Origin of the sequence: Psychrobacter pulmonis, from assembly GCF_904846465.1 — a bacterium.
Lineage (GTDB): Bacteria > Pseudomonadota > Gammaproteobacteria > Pseudomonadales > Moraxellaceae > Psychrobacter > Psychrobacter faecalis.
Genome location: NZ_CAJHAT010000008.1, coordinates 1 through 17,749 on the forward strand (window position 1 = coordinate 1; position 17,749 = coordinate 17,749).

Genomic DNA, 17,749 nt, shown 5'->3' on the forward strand with positions numbered 1-17,749 from the left:
GACCTTCGTCGCCTTTAAGGGCTTGGGTAGCTGAACCTTTTACGATTGGGGTGTCGTCGCCTGGGAAGTCGTAGTCGTTAAGAAGTTCACGAACTTCCATTTCTACTAGCTCAAGCAATTCTTCGTCATCAACAAGGTCACATTTGTTCATGAAGACGATGATGTACGGTACGCCAACCTGACGTGATAGCAGGATGTGCTCACGGGTTTGTGGCATTGGGCCGTCAGTTGCTGATACGACTAGGATTGCGCCGTCCATTTGGGCTGCACCGGTGATCATGTTTTTAACATAGTCGGCGTGACCTGGGCAATCAACGTGGGCGTAGTGACGGGTTGGGGTGTCATATTCTACGTGTGAGGTGTTGATGGTGATGCCACGTGCTTTTTCTTCTGGTGCGCTATCAATCGCTGCGTAGTCTTTGGCTTCGCCACCAGAGGTGATTGCGGCTACGGTTGCGATAGCGGCAGTTAATGTTGTTTTACCGTGGTCAACGTGTCCGATGGTACCGACGTTGACGTGTGGCTTGCTGCGTTCAAACTTGGCCTTTGCCATGGGTATTTCCTCTTTATTTGGGGTCAAGTAGTTAACTGCTAAACATGCGCAAGTTAAGGAATACTGACCACATTAAGATAATTGTTAAAAGGTTGCACATACAATGTGCAGATATTATAAGAAAATCGCGACCAATAACAAGTCTTTTAACCAATTATTGGCGCAATCTCTACGGACAATAGAGAGATTGACTCAATATTGTCCTATTAATACGTAATATTTACTCGTCTTCATCTTTAGAGTTGAATTTAGAGATGATAGATTCTGCAACTGATTTTGGAATCTCAGCGTACTTTTGGAATTCCATTGAATAGGTTGCACGGCCTTGCGACATAGAACGCATTTGCGTGGCGTAACCAAACATTTCTGCTAATGGTACTTCTGCACGAATCTGCTTAGTGCCACCAGGTAAGTCTTCCATACCTTGAACCATACCACGGCGGCGGTTTAAATCGCCCATGATATCGCCCATATAGTCTTCAGGCGTTTCAACTTCTACTTTCATTACTGGCTCAAGTAGAGTTGGGTTTGCTGCCATGAAGCCTTTACGGAATGCAATAGAACCAGCCATTTTAAATGACAACTCATCCGAGTCAACATCATGGTAAGAACCATCATACAAGGTCGCTTTAACGCCAACAACTGGGTAACCTGCAAGTACGCCGTTTTTCATGCGCTCTTGGATACCTTTGTCGACTGCACCGTGGAATTCTTTTGGTACGGTACCACCAACAACTTCTTCAGCGAATTCATATAGAACGTCGCCCGCTGGGTCCATAGGCTCAAGACGTAACCAAACGTGACCGAATTTACCACGACCACCAGTCTGACGTACGAATTTACCTTCTTGCTCAACCACGTTACGAATAGTTTCACGATAAGCAACCTGCGGCGCACCGATGTTTGCTTCAACGTTAAACTCACGTTTCATACGGTCAACAAGAATCTCTAGATGCAGCTCACCCATACCACTGATAATGGTCTGACCAGATTCTTCGTCAGTATGGACGCGGAATGATGGATCTTCTTTTGCCAAACGGCCCAAAGCAATAGACATTTTTTCTTGGTCAGCTTTGGTCTTAGGTTCAACCGCTAGAGAGATAACTGGATCTGGGAATTCCATACGCTCTAGCGTGATGACGTTATTTTCGTCACATAGCGTATCACCAGTAGTGACGTCTTTCATACCAACTAAGGCTGCAATATCACCCGTGCTGATTTCTTGTAGCTCTACCTGAGCATCTGCCATCATCTGAACGATACGGCCAACACGCTCGCGCTTCATTTTAACAGGGTTATAAACGCTACTACCTTGTTTTAGAACACCTGAATACACACGAACGAAGGTCAAGTTACCAACGAACTTGTCGTTCATGATTTTGAACGCTAGTGCTGCGAACGGCGCATCATCAGAGGCTTCACGCGTGCCTTCAGTTTCATCTTTGTCATCAAGGATACCGCGGATAGCAGGTACGTCCATTGGCGCCGGCAGATACTGAATAACCGCGTCCAACATCTTTTGTACACCTTTGTTTTTAAAGGCAGTACCACAAAGAAGTGGAATAATTTCGTTGTCGATGGTCAATTGACGAATAGCGTCGTTGATCTGCTCTACCGTCAATTCGCCATTTTCAAGATACTCATTCATGAGTTCTTCTGAGGCTTCAGCAGCGTTTTCTACTAGATACTCACGGTACTCTTCCGCTTTTTCTTGTAGTTCAGTTGGGATTTCGCGCTCTTCGTACTTCATCCCTTGAGACGCTTCGTCCCAATAGATAGCTTTCATGGTCACAAGATCCACAACGCCTTCAAAGTCGTCTTCTTTACCAATTGGAATAACCAACGGCACTGGCTTGCCACCTAGACGAGTTTTGATTTGTTCTACCACACGGTAGAAATCAGCACCAACACGGTCCATTTTGTTAATGAACGCTAAGCGTGGTACTTTATATTTGTTTGCTTGACGCCATACGGTTTCAGACTGTGGCTGAACCCCGCCTACCGCGCAATAAACCATACAAGCACCATCAAGAACACGCATAGAACGCTCAACTTCAATCGTGAAGTCAACGTGGCCTGGGGTGTCAATGATGTTGATACGGTGTTCAGGGAACTGCTTTGCCATACCTGACCAAAAACAAGTCGTCGCCGCAGAAGCAATGGTAATACCGCGCTCTTGTTCTTGCTCCATAAAGTCCATGGTAGCTGCACCATCATGGGTTTCGCCAAGCTTGTGGCTAACACCGGTATAGAACAAAACACGCTCAGTAGTGGTCGTCTTACCAGCATCAATGTGCGCTGAGATACCAATATTGCGATAGCGCTTTAGGGGAGTTTTACGAGCCATAGTGTTTTCCTAGGGAAATTCGTGTATATATTAATGTGTTGTGTCTCTACCTCATACTCTATGACAAAGCCATGAGACCATGAACTTTGTTATATTACTTACTGTTTATTGGGCCAAATACGGACAAAAAAAGAGCAAATATTAAGAATAGTGCGGCATCAAATTTAGGAGACTTTTTTAAGCGGTGCATATTTTTTGCAGGCTTTATAGAAAAGCATCCCTTACAAAACAGCATCTTGACAGATGTCCGCCATCTAAATTATTCAATACATTCTCAGCTTTTGAGGAAAAATTAAACAACCCAATAATGATGGCGGCAATCAATAGAATAAATCAACAATATCAGGATTAACTGATCGAAACCGTTAATCCTAAGCATTTAAACCAGTTTTAAAAATAAAACCAGCTTAGAAGCGGTAATGAGAGAATGCTTTGTTGGCATCTGCCATGCGGTGAACTTCGTCACGCTTTTTCATAGCATTACCTTTACCGTCAGCAGCATCATTCAATTCGCCTGCAAGACGCAAAGCCATTGATTTTTCAGAACGCTTAGCAGCAGCTTCAGCTAACCAACGCATAGCCAAGGCAGTACGACGGGAGGGGCGTACTTCCATTGGTACTTGATAAGTTGCACCACCAACACGGCGAGCTTTTACTTCGACCATTGGGCGGACATTCTCTAAAACTTCTTCAAAGAAAGCGACTGGATCTTCGATGTTGCGCTTTTGGCCTACTGTCTCAAGAGCACCATAAACGATACGCTCAGCAGTAGATTTTTTACCATGACTCATGACATGGTTGATGAATTTTGCAACAGTTTGGCTACCAAACTTAGGATCCGGTAGGATCTCACGGGCAGCAACGACGCGACGTCTTGGCATAATAATAATCCTTTTCTTCAGGAGTGTCTGACATTCACAACCTCGCACCAATTACTATTGGATGGCGTTATATCGAGTTGTCAGTCAGCCTTACTGCATGGCGGTATGTTATAGCGTCAATTAATAACTTAAAAATACCGCTAACACCAGTCCCATGCACAGTTAATGGGTGATACAAATCAGCTTATTTAATAGCAATTAGCTATTAAACTTTAGGCTTCTTCGCACCATATTTAGAACGACCTTGCTTACGGTCTTTTACGCCTGCGCAGTCAAGTGCACCGCGGACGGTGTGATAACGTACACCTGGTAGATCTTTCACACGACCACCACGGATAAGAACAACACTGTGCTCTTGTAGGTTATGACCTTCACCACCGATGTAGCTTGATACTTCATAGCCTGAAGTCAAACGTACACGACATACTTTACGCATGGCTGAGTTAGGTTTTTTAGGGGTAGTAGTATATACGCGAGTACATACACCACGGCGTTGTGGGCACGCTTCCAACGCAGGAACTTTTGACTTTTCCTTGATGGTTTTGCGACCTTTACGAATCAATTGGTTAGTTGTTGCCATAAGGCATCCTTCTCCCGTTTGGTATAAAACAAAAAAATGGGCTAATGCGCCAGCAATCTGACATTAACGACAGATTTCGGAACACCCATTTTTAGGACAGTGTATTATAAAGAGTTGTTGCTGCTATTTCAACCACTTATGAGCGGTTGTCCTTTACAACATTCGATAGATGTGCATGAGCAAAGATTGTAGCAGACTTAACGGTAAGCAACAGATTTTAAGATGAGCAATTATTTCATTGCAAGATGGTAAAATCGATGTTTCCTATTAATGGAGTTGGTTATTTATTTTTCAAGGCAAAATTTGAATTTTAGATACTTTTTTAGCCTTAAAACCCCTTCATAAAAAAGACATATTTATAAAAAAGGCATAAGCCGATTTATATCAGCTTCTGCCTTCATACAGTAAATTATAGTTAAACCGCTATAGACTAAAACGTTAATCTTTTTTACTTGCCTGAGCTTTTTTGTAGTTTTCATCTACTGATTCTTCATCCGTAGTTTTTGACACAGGTTCTGAGGCAGCTTTTACTTTACTTTCTGTTTGGTCAGCTTTAGATTTATCGTCGTCAGCCTTGGATTTGTTGTTTTCAGCTTTGGTCTTATCGTCTTTTGCCTTATCTGTGTCTTTTTTTGCATTGTCAGATTTAGGGCTTTGCTCTTCATTCTTACTGTCGGTATTTTTCTTCACCTGCGCTTCGCTACTGCTATCGTCGGTAATGGCGCGGTTAGCAAGTTTGGCTTCTGGGGCAAATGTCGCTTGTGCCACGCCAATCACTTCATCAATCAGCTGACTGTTGTAACGCATACCAACGATGACGGCAGTGGCTGGTAAAAAGCGGCGTACCCATGATAAGTTGATGTTATCTAAGTTAATGCCAATTTGGCTGGCAATATTATCTACTTGTTCAGCGTAAAAATTGACGTTTTTATTTTTTAGACCAAGGTTTTTAAGCTCACTATGCAAACCATTGCTTTGCGCATTATCAAGCAAGCCTTTACCAATACCGATACCCGCTAATAAAGCCTGCTTCTCTTGCATTTTGCTCAAATCGGCACTTGCCAGTAATTCATAAGCCATTTTGACACCTTGCTTACCAGTCAATGGCTTATTATAAATAGCGCCTAGCTGATAAACGGTACGTAATGAGACAAGTAACAACCACAAAGTATCAGCAAGTAAGCCTGGTAGGCCTGCTAATCCTGTTAAGCCGCCCAATGTCGCCAAAGCGCGGTTTTGATTGGCGATATCCGTTGCTAGAGCATAACGCTGCTCATTATCTAAGTTTGCAATATTGGCAAAGCGATGCTGATTTGGCAGGTCAATCTGACTCCAGTTTGAAGCAAGCTTGGCAATCTGCGCAAAAGCGCCATCGACCGTCGAATCAAACAAGCTGTTTGGCACTATTTTTTTGGCATACTTGCCATAAGTAGCAAAACGCGTACCCAATAACTGCTGGGTAGCTTTTAAGGTTTGCTCGCGAAACAAATCCTGCTGATAATCTTCATCGCCGAGATTTACTGCTTTAAATTGGCGCGGTTTGCCGCTTTTGGCATTGACGCTATCAATCATTGCGCCCATGCGTTCCAAATTACCACGAGTAAAAGAACCAACGCTGCTGATGCCTTTAAATAGTGTGCTAGGCTTTGCCATCTTTATATCCTTAATGTGATGAGTGTTTGTTATTAATATTATTTATAAGAGCTTGTTATCAGAACTTTGCAAATTGACTGCCATTTTAGCCAACGCTTACGATAACTGTCAGTGCCAACAATGTTATCACTAGCGTCAATTTTGTATCTAAAAGTATCGCTTATTTTAAACCATAAATAGCGTCAACATATATTAAATATGTCTTAGCTAAAAATAATTTTTACTCTGTTAACGGAAATTTTACTGCCATTGCTGCTTTAACACGGCCAAAAACTTTACCTGCTTTGATAATAAGTTCATTTAAAAATAAAGACCATTTTGGCGTTATTTTACACTTACGCCAAGATTTTAAACCGTCGATACGTTATTATATGCCATCACTCAAAGTACAGTTGTACTTTTATTTATCAAACAGCATTTAAGCAGCCTATTGTAGGTTTTTGCGCACTAAAATGACTGTCAAATAAGCATTTAAAAGCGATTGTTAAAGGTCATTATCAAAAAATCGTTACTCATAAGGAATAGAATATGCGCCGCGTTGTTATCACTGGAGCAGGGATTGTCTCTTGTATCGGACATGATTTGGCGACTGTCACCGATGCTCTTAAACAAGGGCGCTCAGGTATTACGTTCAATGAATCGTATGCTGAGCACGACTTTAAATCACAGGTTAGCGGTAGTATTGATCAAGCAGAACTTGATACCTCGGGCATTGACCGTAAATTGAAGCGTTTTTTTAGTGATGCCAGTCTTTACGCTTATGTCAGCGCGTTAAACGCCATTGAGCAGTCGGGATTGCCGCTTGAAACCATTAACAATAACCCGCGCGTGGGTGTGGTCGCAAGCTCGGGCGGTGCGTCAACTGAAAACATCGTCAATGCCGTCGATGCAATGCGCGAAAAAGGTTTGCGCGGTGTCGGTGCGATGGCGGTACCAAAAACCATGGGCAGCTCGGTATCAGCGGCGCTTGCAACGGGGTTAAAAATCCAAGGGATTTCTTATTCATTGAGCTCTGCGTGCGCAACGTCGACGCATTGTATCGGTCATGCCGCCGAACTTATCCAACTTGGCAAAGCCGATGTGATACTTGCTGGCGGTAGTGAAGCGGAACATTGGACGCAGTCGTGTATGTTTGATGCGATGGGTGCGGTCAGTACACAGTATAATGACACGCCAACCCTTGCTTCTAGAGCCTACGATAAAGACCGCGATGGCTTTGTGATTGCCGCAGGCGGGGCAATGGTGGTGGTTGAAAGTCTTGAGCACGCCCAAGCGCGCGGTGCCAATATTTTGGCTGAAATCGTCGGTTATGGCGCCAGCTCCGATGGTGCTGAAATGGTTGCACCAAGCGGTGAAGGCGCTGTTCGCTGTATGCAACTCGCCCTTGCTGAAGCAGGCTTAGAAAGCGTTGACTACATTAATAGCCATGGTACCAGTACGCCGCTAGGGGATGTGACTGAGCTTAAAGCCATTGCCAAAGTATTTGGTGATGATGTTAGTCAAGTACCTGCTATCAGCTCAACCAAATCAATGACCGGTCATAGCTTGGGTGCAGTCGGCGCGCAAGAATTGATTTATTGCTTACTGATGCTACAAGAAGGCTTTATCGCGCCAAGTATCAATATTACAGAATTAGACCCTGCTGCCAAAGGCTTTGATATTGTCACTGAAAAGCGTGATATTGAGCTTAAAACGCTTATGAGCAATAGCTTTGGCTTTGGCGGTACTAACGCCACTCTTATTATTAAAAAGTTTGATGCTTAACTATGCCTCTAGCTCCGCCTGTTAAAACTGAGCAGACAGCATCTGCCCCATCGCCAGCTACTTATCCTAGCTGGCGTTTTGGTGGGCTAACTGCTGCCGAATTAATGCCCCGTCTACAACGTTACTTATATGTACAAAAACCTAATGTAAATTGGCAACTGGTTTGGCTGAATAACGACGGAAGACCTGTCATCGGTTTATTACCAAAAATGAGCTGGTCGGTTTATCCTCTTTCTAATGATGCAGCAAACTCTAATAAGCCAGCGCCTATTTATAAAGTTATAAGAACTTACCGTGATGGTTTAGATAGCCATGCTAAGACCAATCAAGCGATTATTAGTAGCTATATGAGTTATAGCGACTGGCAAGAGGATTTAATTGCTTATAGTCAGACTTATGACATAGATGATACTTGTGATAATAACTCGTCCTCAACTACAGAAATCGAGCAGCAGCCAAGTTATCAGCATGGATTAATAGGCTTTATTGGTTATGATATTGCCGCTTATGAGCTTAGCCCAAACGCGCGAATAGAGCTCGCAGTGCAGCCTTGTGCCGCCTTAGGGCATTATGATATTTATCTAACACCAAACGCTGAGCAAACCAGTTGGCAGCTCACTATAAAAGACAGCGTCACTGATACTGATAACGAACAAAAAGGCGTACTGGTTAAAACGCTTATCTCATATTTAGATATAATGGATAAGGAATTATCTAACCAAGCTTTAGAAAAACCAGCACTTGAAACGTCCTATAAAACCACGCCTTTATTATTAAAAGCACAATGGAGTAAGCGAGATTATCAGCAAGCTTTTGATAAAACGCAATCCTACCTGCAACAAGGTGACTGCTATCAAATCAATCTCACCCAAGCATGGCAAGGCGCTTTTAATACTCTAAGTGATAATGGTAGCGGAGTAAAACTGATTGATTACTTACCTACCCTACATCGTAATACCCAAGCGCCGTTTGCAGGATATTTAGCGGTTAATCATATTGATAACGAAATAAGCGTTGATACGCAAGATTATCAATTTGAATTGTTAAGCTGCTCGCCTGAACTGTTTTTTACCTTTATCAAAGACAATAATAGTGGCAAACACCATATACGCACCAAGCCCATTAAAGGGACGATGCCGCGCGGGTTAAATACTGCACAAGACAACGCTTATAAACAGCAGCTTATCGATAGCGAAAAAGACCGTGCCGAAAATGTCATGATTGTTGATTTATTGCGCAATGATTTGGGTAAATATGCCAAGATTGGCAGCGTCAAAGTGCCGCAATTATTTGCGATTGAAAGCTTTAGCAATGTGCATCATATGGTCAGCACCATTACCGCTGAGCTAAAGACAGATAGTCATCCGCTCAAAGTATTGTTTGGCAGTTTACCTGCTGGCTCTATCACTGGCACGCCAAAAAAACGCGCTGTTGAAATTATCTCAGAGCTAGAAGGTGCCGCGCGCGGTGCGTATTGCGGCACACTGGGCTATATGAACTTTGATGGTAGCGGTCAATGGAATGTATTAATTCGTACTTTGCAAGCCAATACCTTATCGAATGATAAGTCAGAACAAGAAAGACGTGTCAGCTTATGGGCAGGCGGTGGTATCACGGTTGCTTCTGATTGCAATGCTGAATATCAAGAATGTTTGGATAAAGTCGGCAACCTGTTAGGCGTTTTAGCTCAAAACAATATAAAGCAATAAACTTACGCTTTATCTAAAAGGCAAATTAAAAACCAATAGAAAGCCTGCTTAACATAACGTTAGCAGGCTCTTTTATTTATATAACTTGTTGTTTTGGCTTTACATTATTAAGGTATTACTCAGTAACGCTTTCAGCCTCTGTTTGTAGCGATTTTAAGGCATCAATCAAACGCTTATTCTGCGCTGCCGTACCAACAGTAATACGCAAGTAATCATTGATGCGCGGTTTCTCAAAATGACGCACAATGATACCTTGCTCGCGTAAATCAGCTGCCACACCTTTGGCATCGCCGTTTTTTGGACGCGCAAAGACAAAGTTGGCGTGCGATGGTAACACCTCATAATCGAGCGCTATAAGATCAGCGCTGAGCGCTTGGCGTAAATCAATGACTTGCTGACAGGTCTGGGTAAAATATTCGACATCTAAGACACTTGCGGTTGCTCCTGCTTGCGCCAACTTATCGAGCGGATAGCTATTAAAGCTATTTTTCATACGCGTCAGTGCTTCGATTAACGAGGCATTACCAAACGCCATACCGACCCGTAAACCGGCAAGCGAGCGTGATTTTGAAAAAGTTTGCGTGACAAGGATGTTATCGCAGTCATTGATTAGACTAATCGCCGACACTTCTGCATCTGAATCATTTTCTTGTTTCTGCGCAAAATCGATATAAGCTTCATCAATCACAACCACTGAGTTTGAATGCTCGCCAGCAAGTTTACGAATATCAGCAAGCGATAACAGCATACCCGTTGGCGCATTTGGGTTAGCAATAATGATACCGCTACAAGGCTGACGATAAGCATCAGGGCTGATACTAAAATCGGCTTCTAGGGCGATTTGTACCAACTCAATACCAAAGGTATGAGCGTAAACCGGATAAAAACTATAGCTAATATCAGGCGCTAAAATAGGGCGCTCTTTTAAGAAAAAGCTGGCAAATACCAATGCCAATACTTCATCTGAGCCATTACCGACAAACACTTGATTGATATCAAGGTTATATAACTCTGCTAATGCGGCACGCAAATCATCCGATTCAGGCGCAGGATATAAACGCAGCTCATCGGCTTGCTGCGCTAAGACTTTTGCGATGGCCTCGCCGACTTTTGGTGACGGCGGAAATGGGTTTTCATTGGTATTTAATTTGCACAAATTTTCATGCTGAGGCTGCTCGCCAGGGACGTAAGGTGACAGATTTCGCGCTTTAGATGACCAAAGTCTGGTGTCTATCTTTAACTCACTCATAAGTTATCCTACTCATTAGCCACATAAATGATTAAACGTAAATATTAAAATTAGCTTATTAAAACTCAACTACCTAACTGGATTATTAACTATCTTTTTGGTAGCGATAGCGGGCTGAGCGCGCATGGGCTTCTAAGTCCTCGCGCTGCGCTAAAATATCCGCCGTCGCAGCCAGTGGTTTACTACCCGCCTCACTACAATAAATAATCGAGGATTTCTTTTGGAAGTCATAAACACCGAGCGGAGAAGAAAAGCGCGCGGTACCAGAGGTCGGCAACACATGGTTGGGACCGGCACAGTAATCGCCAATCGCTTCAGGTGTATGACGACCCATAAAGATAGCGCCCGCATGACGAACCTCATTTAGCAGTGCATCAGGATTATCTACAGACAGCTCTAAATGCTCAGGGGCAACGCGATTAATCACCGCCATACCTTCCGCGCGGTCTTTGACCAAGATCAGCGCGCCGCGGTTTTTTAGTGAATCACGGGCGATATCGGCTTTTGGCAATTCTGCTAAGGCTTTTTCAATTTCCTCTGCTACTTCTTCTAACTGCTCTCTACTTGTCGTGACAAAGATAGCTTGGGCAATACAGTCATGCTCCGCTTGCGATAACAAATCCATCGCCAACCAATCGGCTCGATCTTGTGCCTCTCCTTCTGCATAGACCAATACTTCAGAAGGACCGGCAATCATATCAATCCCAACTTGACCAAATACCGCCCGCTTCGCTGCAGCGACATATTTGTTACCAGGACCTGTGATTTTATCTACGGCTGGTATGGTCTCGGTACCATAAGCTAAGGCAGCAACCGCTTGTGCTCCGCCAATGGTAAAGACGCGGTCAACTTGTGCCAAATGCGCCGCTGCCAACACTAATGGATTGAGCACGCCCTTTGGCGCTGGCACCACCATGATTACCTCGGCAACGCCAGCCACTTTAGCAGGAATCGCATTCATCAATACCGAAGATGGATAAGAGGCCAAACCGCCGGGCACATAAATACCGACACGATCAAGCGGCGTGACTTTTTGACCTAAACGATTGCCAAGCTCATCTTCATATTGCCAAGTTTCTTGCACTTGGCGCTCATGGAATGTTTGCACGCGTGTCGCTGCTGTCATTAACGCCTTTTTTACCTCATCATCAAGATTGGCAAACGCGTCAGCAAGCGCTTGTTTAGACAGCTCTAACTCTTGTATCGCCTTCGCTGGATGCTGATCAAACTCTTGAGTCAACGCCAATACCACGCTGTCGCCACCATGACGTACCTTTGCAATGATATCATCAACGGTTTTTAATAACTCAACATCGTTGACGGTTTCAAAAGCGAGAAGCTGGGTCAATTGACTGTCAAAATCAGCATCTTGGGTACTTAGTTGGCGCATGACTGAATCCTATAGGTGAGCATAAAAGTCGGCTATAAAAAAATAGTTTGGATAAAAGAGCAAATAAGAAAAGTTTGGTGGGTCTGCTTATTTCCGCTTATTTGTACTTATTCTTAGTTATCTCACTCAGATTATACTGAGCTTTTATTTTCTAGCAAGCAAATACAACAAAACCAGTTTAGCACGCTATATCTATCCTAGAGCGCCAAACTGGTTTAAATTTTTGTATAGTCATGCTTGATATTATCAATGATTGCTAACGTTTAATAACAGTATTTTATCAAAATTGAATAAACGCTCATTTAAGAAGCGCTAGCAATACTATTTTTAAAACTGTCTAAAATCGGCTCAAGCAGAGCAAATTTACGTTTGTAGCTGACTTGATTAACAATAAGGCGTGACGACACATCACAAATATGGTCGCGCGCTTCCAGTCCATTGGCGCGCAGCGTATTGCCGGTATCGACGACGTCAACAATCAAATCGCCCAGACCAACCAATGGCGCAAGCTCCATCGAACCATACAGCTTAATCACATCAACTTGCTGTCCTTGGCTGGCAAAGTAAGCGCGGGCAACATTGACGTATTTGGTCGCGATACGCAGACGACGATTTGGCAGCGGCGCACCTTTCACACCAGCGGTCATCAGCTTACACTGGGCAATCTGTAAATCGAGCAATTCATAAACGTGATTGGCGCCATGCTCAAGCAGCACATCTTTACCCGCCACGCCAAAATCAGCAGCGCCGTGTTCAACATAGGTTGGTACGTCACTGGCGCGTAAAATTAATACGCGTACATTTGGGTTAGAAGTTGGGAAAATAAGCTTGCGCGACGCTTCAGGGTCTTCTAGTAATTCAACACCAGCAGCGCGCAGTAAAGGCATCGTCTCTTCTAAGATACGACCCTTTGATAGCGCCAATGTCAAACCTGAAAACGCCTCATTTACTTCATTTAATAAACCATCATTTGGTAAGCTGTTACTTGCTTCAGTCATAATGACTCGTGTCCGTGTACAGTTAGCTGCCTTAGTTAACAGGCATTATTAATTTGTTATATGTCCATACTAATAACAATGGTTAGTGAATCAATTTAGTCATTAGTATTAATACGCTCGATATTGACCCCAAGCGCGCGCAGTTTTTCTTCGACGTGCTCATAGCCACGATCAATATGGTAAATACGATCAATCAAGCTCTCGCCTTCAGCAGAAGCCGCCGCCATGACCAGTGACATCGACGCGCGCAAATCTGTTGCCATCACTGGGGCCGCAGTAAAATGCTCGACGCCTTTAACCACAGCTGTATGACCGTCTACTTGAATGGAGGCGCCCAAGCGGTTGAGTTCTGGCACATGCATATAGCGATTTTCAAAGATATTTTCGATAAAGGTGCTGGTACCGTCAGCGAGGCAGGCAATCGCCATGACCTGCGCTTGCATATCGGTTGGAAAACCTGGATGTGGCTGGGTACGAATATTGACTGGTAGTGGGCGACCTTGCATTTGCGCGCGAATCCAATCATCGCCTGTAGTGATAATCGCTCCCATATCTTCAAATTTTTCTAACACAGGCGCCAATAAAAGTGCCGAAGTGTTTTTGGTCAGCACATCACCGCGCGTCATCAAAGCACCGGCAAGATAGGAGCCGGTTTCGATACGATCGGGTACGACTGAATATTCACAGCCATGCAAGCGCTCAACGCCTTCGATGGTCATGGTTGCCGTACCAATACCGCTGATTTTAGCACCCATAGCTACCAGCATATTGGCCAAATCGACCACTTCTGGCTCAAGCGCACAGTTACCGAGTACGGTCGTGCCTTTTGCCAATGCCGCGGCCATAATAACGTTTTCCGTACCGCCAACCGTCACCATATCAAATGAAAAATTACAACCGATAAGCTTGCCGCCTTTTGGCGCTTGCGCTTTGACATAGCCATTTTCGACGCTTATCTCAGCACCCATGGCTTCAAAGGCTTTTAGATGCTGGTCGACAGGACGTGAGCCGATAGCACAGCCGCCCGGTAAAGACACTTCGGCTTCGCCAAAACGCGCCAGCAAAGGACCTAAAACCAAAATCGAGGCGCGCATGGTTTTGACCAAATCATACGGCGCATAGAAATTATCGATATTCTTGGTATCGCAAACGACAGTGTCACCCTGCTTTTGAATATCAATGCCCATGCCAGCGATCAATTCAATCAAGGTGCGCACATCTTGTAACGATGGCACGTTGTGCAATGTCGTTGGGGTCTCGGCCAAAATCATAGCAGCGAGTAACGGCAGAGCGGCATTTTTGGCGCCTGAGATAGTGACTTCCCCTGCGATACGACTGCTACCGGTGATTAAAAATTGATCCATAAAGGTGACAACCTAGCGATAAATATAAAAAATATGAAAAACCAGAAATGATAAAACCAGCAATATCCATTGCCGGTGCGACAAATTCTAGTCATAAAAAAAGCTTAGCCTTGCGATTGAACTTCCCATTCGGCAGGCGTTAACGCTTGAATATTGAGCGCATGAATATCACCGCTGGCAATTTTGTCATTGACCAATGCGTAAACGGACTGCTGGCGTTGTACTGCGCGTTTACCTTCAAAACTGGCATCAACTACCCGTACATCAAACTTAGTACCTTGATTGGCAGCTTGAATAAAAGCATCAGGAAAGTGAGTTTGTAAAAATGCAATCAAATCGTCAGCGTTCATGCTCATAGAATATTCTGCCTTAAAGGTTTAATAGGTGGATATAAAGTTAGCCATTATAACAAGAGTTTGACCATCTTACAGTACTGTCTTCTACAACTGCCTTTAACTATTGCAGCGTTTTATCCAAATAGCTGAGCACTTGCGCACGTACATTATTGACCCAGCGTAAAGGTGGCGCCATCGCCCCAATACTGGTGGCATGGCTAGCACCTTTAATTTCGCCTGTTTCAACCTTAACGCCCGCCGCTTTTAACGCCTGTGTCATTTTAACAGTATTGCTTATATGGACGACTTTGTCTTTTTCAGCAGTCAATAATAGATATGGCGGCTGTGCGCCTTTGATATTGCGGTCTGGCATGATGTTATCGGGCGTGGCGTTTGCCCCAAAAGCGCTGGCACTACTGAATTTACGAAAGTCATAACTATAAGGCCCTGCGATGCCAATCACAGCGCTAATATCGTTTGGTTTTACCCCATACGGCGCTAAAAAATCTTCATTAGCGACGGCAGCAACCGCGTTAAATGCGCCAGCAGAATGCCCTATCACCGCCAAGCGCTTGGTGTCAGCATGTAAACTTTCGGCATTCTTATAACTCCAAGCGATGGCCTGCGCGGCATCTTGCACGTAATCAGGATAAACGTGCTCAGGTGCTTTACGATAATTAATCACTGCCGTGACATAGCCTGCTTGTGCCAAACTCTGACCAACAAAGGCGTATTCATCTTTACTGCCGCTTTCCCACGAACCGCCATGGACAAAAACCACCATCGGATAACTGTGGTTAATGAGGTTATCAGCAGTCGCTTTTTTTGACTGCATGGCTTTTGCTAAAGGTTTGGGATAATAAATATCTAAATCCTGCAAAGGTTTGTCGCCATACAAGATATTTTTACTGACACCAACGCCGCCATTTAAAGTGATACTATTCACAACAGCCAGTGCCGATAATGCTTGTGCTTGCTGAGTCGCGAGCGCAATACCGCCGACAGCCAATGCTGCTGTCACACCTACGCTGATAGGTTTAGGTAGGCGATTTTTTCTTGGTGCAGGCTGTACGGTTGCTTTACTTAAATCCTTCATCGCCAGTATTCCTATTATAAGCTTGTCGTTGGGTCATAGTTGATTAAAACTCAATAGTAGAGTCACGGCTTTTTCATTTTTTATTATTTTAATTAGCGCGTTTTTGGCTAAAGCCACACTTCTACTTTTTACGTTTTATATCTTACTGGCAGACTGAGGATTTATCGTTCTGTTCCTGTTATGAGTGTTTAGGTTTCTTGTGTTTATTAGCGAGACAAGACTTTTGATAAAGGTAAACATAGCAACTTGATAATGGCAACTTAATGACGGCTAATTAACGGGCGCGCCATTCTCGTCGACGATAATTGGCGTAGCGTTAATCGGTGGCTCTACTACACTTGTGACCTCAGGCGCTGCCCGACTATCGAGCGCTGGCCCTCTGGTAGGATTGGCTAAATTCTCTTCATACATGATATCGTCCTCGCCTATCTTCACCCCTCTATCGTCAACGACGGTGGTCAGCAGCACCAGCTCTGTAATGCCGACGGTATTATTGGCAATATCAATCAGGTGGCTTTGCTGCGTCGGCGTCATGCGACCCATAATATAAACCACGCCATCATTGGTGACCGCCTTTATTTGCGAGGCTTTTACGCCATTACTAGAGGCTATTTTTGCCAGTAGTTTGGAGGTAATATAACCATCGTGAACGGTTGAGCTATAGCCCCTTGAGGCGCTCACATTAAGCTCATTATAAACATGACGAACATCTGGCATAGAGCCAACCACTTTTTCAATTTCTGTCTTAATTTCTTGCGTTGGCACCTCACCGGTGAGTAGCACCTCACTATTAAAACTATCAATGCTCATACGGCTGATTTGCTGCAAATTTTCTTGCAGACCATAGACGTTAATCTTGACGGTATGCTCGATACTGCGGTCGAGCAGGCGCTGCGGAATGGTGCGCTCGGTCATCGGTACGCCATACGTTCCTTCTGTACTATTGGTCAAATAGTTAGTGGTACAACCTGTGGCGACGATGCTGGTCAATAGCATAACGCCAATCGCCTTACGGCGTGATGAACCAAAAATAGCAGTGCACAAATGCATCCGTGTCATGATTTACCTCTTAGAACATGATGTAGTGATTAACTGGTGAGTAGCTGGTAATTAATAGTGTGACGCTTGATAATAATGGTGATAGCTTTATGTAGTTAATGACTTTTTAATGGCGCTACTTTACTGAATATTTACCCGAGGCGTTTAGGCTTTTGGTAACGGTAACTTGATACGCTTATTTATTTTACTTTTTTAGCTGAGTTATCGGGCTTAATTTTTTAAAATACTCACGCTAAAAAACCTATTACCAAGCCGAGGCAATAAAAGCCCCTTGCAGCCATTCTGGTTGAGTGTTTTTTGACGTCGTTTCTTTAACGTCCCTGCTGTTATTTTTAGTATTGGTATCATAAGCTATCACATCAAACCGGCACTCATAATCATTATATTCAGGATGCTGCTGCAAAAAATAGCGGGCTGCTTTGATAATTTTATACTGCTTACTTTTCGTCACGCTAAGCGCCGCATCACCAAATCCTGAACGCTGCCGCTGCCGCACTTCAATAAATACCAGTATCGACCATGCCTGCCCTTTTTCTAGCATAATTAGATCGAGCTCACCCACTTTTGGTTGTTGCCAATTTTGCGCAATCAATATCAAGCCTTGCGCTTGTAAAAACGCACACGCCTGCTGCTCAAAACGGCTGCCTTGACGCTGGGTCGGCGAAGTCAGGGTTAGAGGTTTGTTATTTACCATCACGGGCTTTTATTATCATGGCTATCGATCAGCGGAACATTTGAGAATTATCATAGCACATCATGCTAAACTAACCA

15 protein-coding genes are annotated in these 17,749 nt (G+C 44.0%); 2 read left to right on the forward strand and 13 right to left on the reverse strand.

What is annotated here, in order from left to right; all coding sequences use genetic code 11:
• From JMX70_RS11855 to JMX70_RS11875, 5 genes are all read right to left on the reverse strand, one after another.
• On the reverse strand, positions 1 to 553 hold a 553-nt coding region (locus JMX70_RS11855), incomplete at its 3' end, for a GTP-binding protein (protein ID WP_201590568.1).
• A 220-nt stretch (positions 554 to 773) separates the two neighbouring features.
• On the reverse strand, positions 774 to 2,900 hold the full coding sequence (gene fusA, locus JMX70_RS11860; RefSeq protein WP_191692399.1) for an elongation factor G: 2,127 nt from the start codon (positions 2,898 to 2,900) through the stop codon (positions 774 to 776).
• A gap of 407 nt (positions 2,901 to 3,307) precedes the next feature.
• Positions 3,308 to 3,781 carry a 30S ribosomal protein S7 gene (gene rpsG, locus JMX70_RS11865; protein WP_068405119.1) on the reverse strand — a complete coding sequence of 158 codons (474 nt, stop codon included), beginning with the start codon at positions 3,779 to 3,781 and terminating at the stop codon, positions 3,308 to 3,310.
• Positions 3,782 to 3,986: 205 nt separating this feature from the next.
• Positions 3,987 to 4,361, reverse strand: coding sequence for a 30S ribosomal protein S12 (rpsL, locus tag JMX70_RS11870; RefSeq protein ID WP_011281154.1), 375 nt, complete (start codon positions 4,359 to 4,361; stop codon positions 3,987 to 3,989).
• 438 nt (positions 4,362 to 4,799) lie between these two features.
• On the reverse strand, positions 4,800 to 6,014 hold the full coding sequence (locus JMX70_RS11875; RefSeq protein WP_227671263.1) for an EcsC family protein: 1,215 nt from the start codon (positions 6,012 to 6,014) through the stop codon (positions 4,800 to 4,802).
• A 528-nt stretch (positions 6,015 to 6,542) separates the two neighbouring features.
• On the opposite strand from JMX70_RS11875, the gene JMX70_RS11880 reads away from it, so the two are divergent.
• Both JMX70_RS11880 and JMX70_RS11885 read left to right on the forward strand, forming a co-directional pair.
• A complete protein-coding gene (locus JMX70_RS11880) occupies positions 6,543 to 7,778 on the forward strand; it encodes a beta-ketoacyl-ACP synthase II (protein WP_198328637.1) in 1,236 nt (411 codons plus the stop codon).
• A 2-nt stretch (positions 7,779 to 7,780) separates the two neighbouring features.
• Positions 7,781 to 9,487: an anthranilate synthase component I family protein gene (locus tag JMX70_RS11885; RefSeq protein ID WP_201592331.1), complete on the forward strand. Its 1,707-nt coding sequence runs from the start codon at positions 7,781 to 7,783 to the stop codon at positions 9,485 to 9,487.
• A gap of 115 nt (positions 9,488 to 9,602) precedes the next feature.
• Here JMX70_RS11885 and hisC read toward each other — a convergent pair whose 3' ends face one another.
• The 8 genes from hisC to JMX70_RS11925 form a co-directional block, all read right to left on the reverse strand.
• Positions 9,603 to 10,736, reverse strand: a complete 1,134-nt coding sequence (gene hisC, locus JMX70_RS11890; protein WP_201592335.1) for a histidinol-phosphate transaminase — start codon at positions 10,734 to 10,736, stop codon at positions 9,603 to 9,605.
• Between the two features lie 85 nt (positions 10,737 to 10,821).
• Positions 10,822 to 12,126, reverse strand: coding sequence for a histidinol dehydrogenase (gene hisD / locus JMX70_RS11895; protein ID WP_201592338.1), 1,305 nt, complete (start codon positions 12,124 to 12,126; stop codon positions 10,822 to 10,824).
• A gap of 302 nt (positions 12,127 to 12,428) precedes the next feature.
• Positions 12,429 to 13,124: an ATP phosphoribosyltransferase gene (gene hisG / locus JMX70_RS11900; protein ID WP_102077686.1), complete on the reverse strand. Its 696-nt coding sequence runs from the start codon at positions 13,122 to 13,124 to the stop codon at positions 12,429 to 12,431.
• 95 nt (positions 13,125 to 13,219) lie between these two features.
• Positions 13,220 to 14,488 carry a UDP-N-acetylglucosamine 1-carboxyvinyltransferase gene (gene murA, locus JMX70_RS11905; protein ID WP_144297769.1) on the reverse strand — a complete coding sequence of 423 codons (1,269 nt, stop codon included), beginning with the start codon at positions 14,486 to 14,488 and terminating at the stop codon, positions 13,220 to 13,222.
• Positions 14,489 to 14,592: 104 nt separating this feature from the next.
• Positions 14,593 to 14,844: a BolA family protein gene (locus JMX70_RS11910; RefSeq protein ID WP_082894293.1), complete on the reverse strand. Its 252-nt coding sequence runs from the start codon at positions 14,842 to 14,844 to the stop codon at positions 14,593 to 14,595.
• Between the two features lie 100 nt (positions 14,845 to 14,944).
• On the reverse strand, positions 14,945 to 15,919 hold the full coding sequence (locus JMX70_RS11915) for an alpha/beta hydrolase (protein ID WP_201592341.1): 975 nt from the start codon (positions 15,917 to 15,919) through the stop codon (positions 14,945 to 14,947).
• A gap of 270 nt (positions 15,920 to 16,189) precedes the next feature.
• Positions 16,190 to 16,978, reverse strand: a complete 789-nt coding sequence (locus tag JMX70_RS11920; RefSeq protein WP_201592343.1) for a BON domain-containing protein — start codon at positions 16,976 to 16,978, stop codon at positions 16,190 to 16,192.
• Between the two features lie 244 nt (positions 16,979 to 17,222).
• Positions 17,223 to 17,672 carry a YraN family protein gene (locus JMX70_RS11925; protein ID WP_191692408.1) on the reverse strand — a complete coding sequence of 150 codons (450 nt, stop codon included), beginning with the start codon at positions 17,670 to 17,672 and terminating at the stop codon, positions 17,223 to 17,225.
• Positions 17,673 to 17,749: the final 77 nt, after the last annotated feature.

What these genes read in the sequence shown, in the direction of transcription:
- fusA (WP_191692399.1), bottom strand. Translation starts at nt 2,900, where the DNA reads ATGGCTCGTAAAACTCCCCTAAAGCGCTATCGCAATATTGGTATCTCA.
- rpsG (WP_068405119.1), bottom strand. Translation starts at nt 3,781, where the DNA reads ATGCCAAGACGTCGCGTCGTTGCTGCCCGTGAGATCCTACCGGATCCT.
- rpsL (WP_011281154.1), bottom strand. Translation starts at nt 4,361, where the DNA reads ATGGCAACAACTAACCAATTGATTCGTAAAGGTCGCAAAACCATCAAG.
- JMX70_RS11875 (WP_227671263.1), bottom strand. Translation starts at nt 6,014, where the DNA reads ATGGCAAAGCCTAGCACACTATTTAAAGGCATCAGCAGCGTTGGTTCT.
- JMX70_RS11880 (WP_198328637.1), top strand. Translation starts at nt 6,543, where the DNA reads ATGCGCCGCGTTGTTATCACTGGAGCAGGGATTGTCTCTTGTATCGGA.
- JMX70_RS11885 (WP_201592331.1), top strand. Translation starts at nt 7,781, where the DNA reads ATGCCTCTAGCTCCGCCTGTTAAAACTGAGCAGACAGCATCTGCCCCA.
- hisC (WP_201592335.1), bottom strand. Translation starts at nt 10,736, where the DNA reads ATGAGTGAGTTAAAGATAGACACCAGACTTTGGTCATCTAAAGCGCGA.
- hisD (WP_201592338.1), bottom strand. Translation starts at nt 12,126, where the DNA reads ATGCGCCAACTAAGTACCCAAGATGCTGATTTTGACAGTCAATTGACC.
- hisG (WP_102077686.1), bottom strand. Translation starts at nt 13,124, where the DNA reads ATGACTGAAGCAAGTAACAGCTTACCAAATGATGGTTTATTAAATGAA.
- murA (WP_144297769.1), bottom strand. Translation starts at nt 14,488, where the DNA reads ATGGATCAATTTTTAATCACCGGTAGCAGTCGTATCGCAGGGGAAGTC.
- JMX70_RS11910 (WP_082894293.1), bottom strand. Translation starts at nt 14,844, where the DNA reads ATGAGCATGAACGCTGACGATTTGATTGCATTTTTACAAACTCACTTT.
- JMX70_RS11915 (WP_201592341.1), bottom strand. Translation starts at nt 15,919, where the DNA reads ATGAAGGATTTAAGTAAAGCAACCGTACAGCCTGCACCAAGAAAAAAT.
- JMX70_RS11920 (WP_201592343.1), bottom strand. Translation starts at nt 16,978, where the DNA reads ATGACACGGATGCATTTGTGCACTGCTATTTTTGGTTCATCACGCCGT.
- JMX70_RS11925 (WP_191692408.1), bottom strand. Translation starts at nt 17,672, where the DNA reads ATGGTAAATAACAAACCTCTAACCCTGACTTCGCCGACCCAGCGTCAA.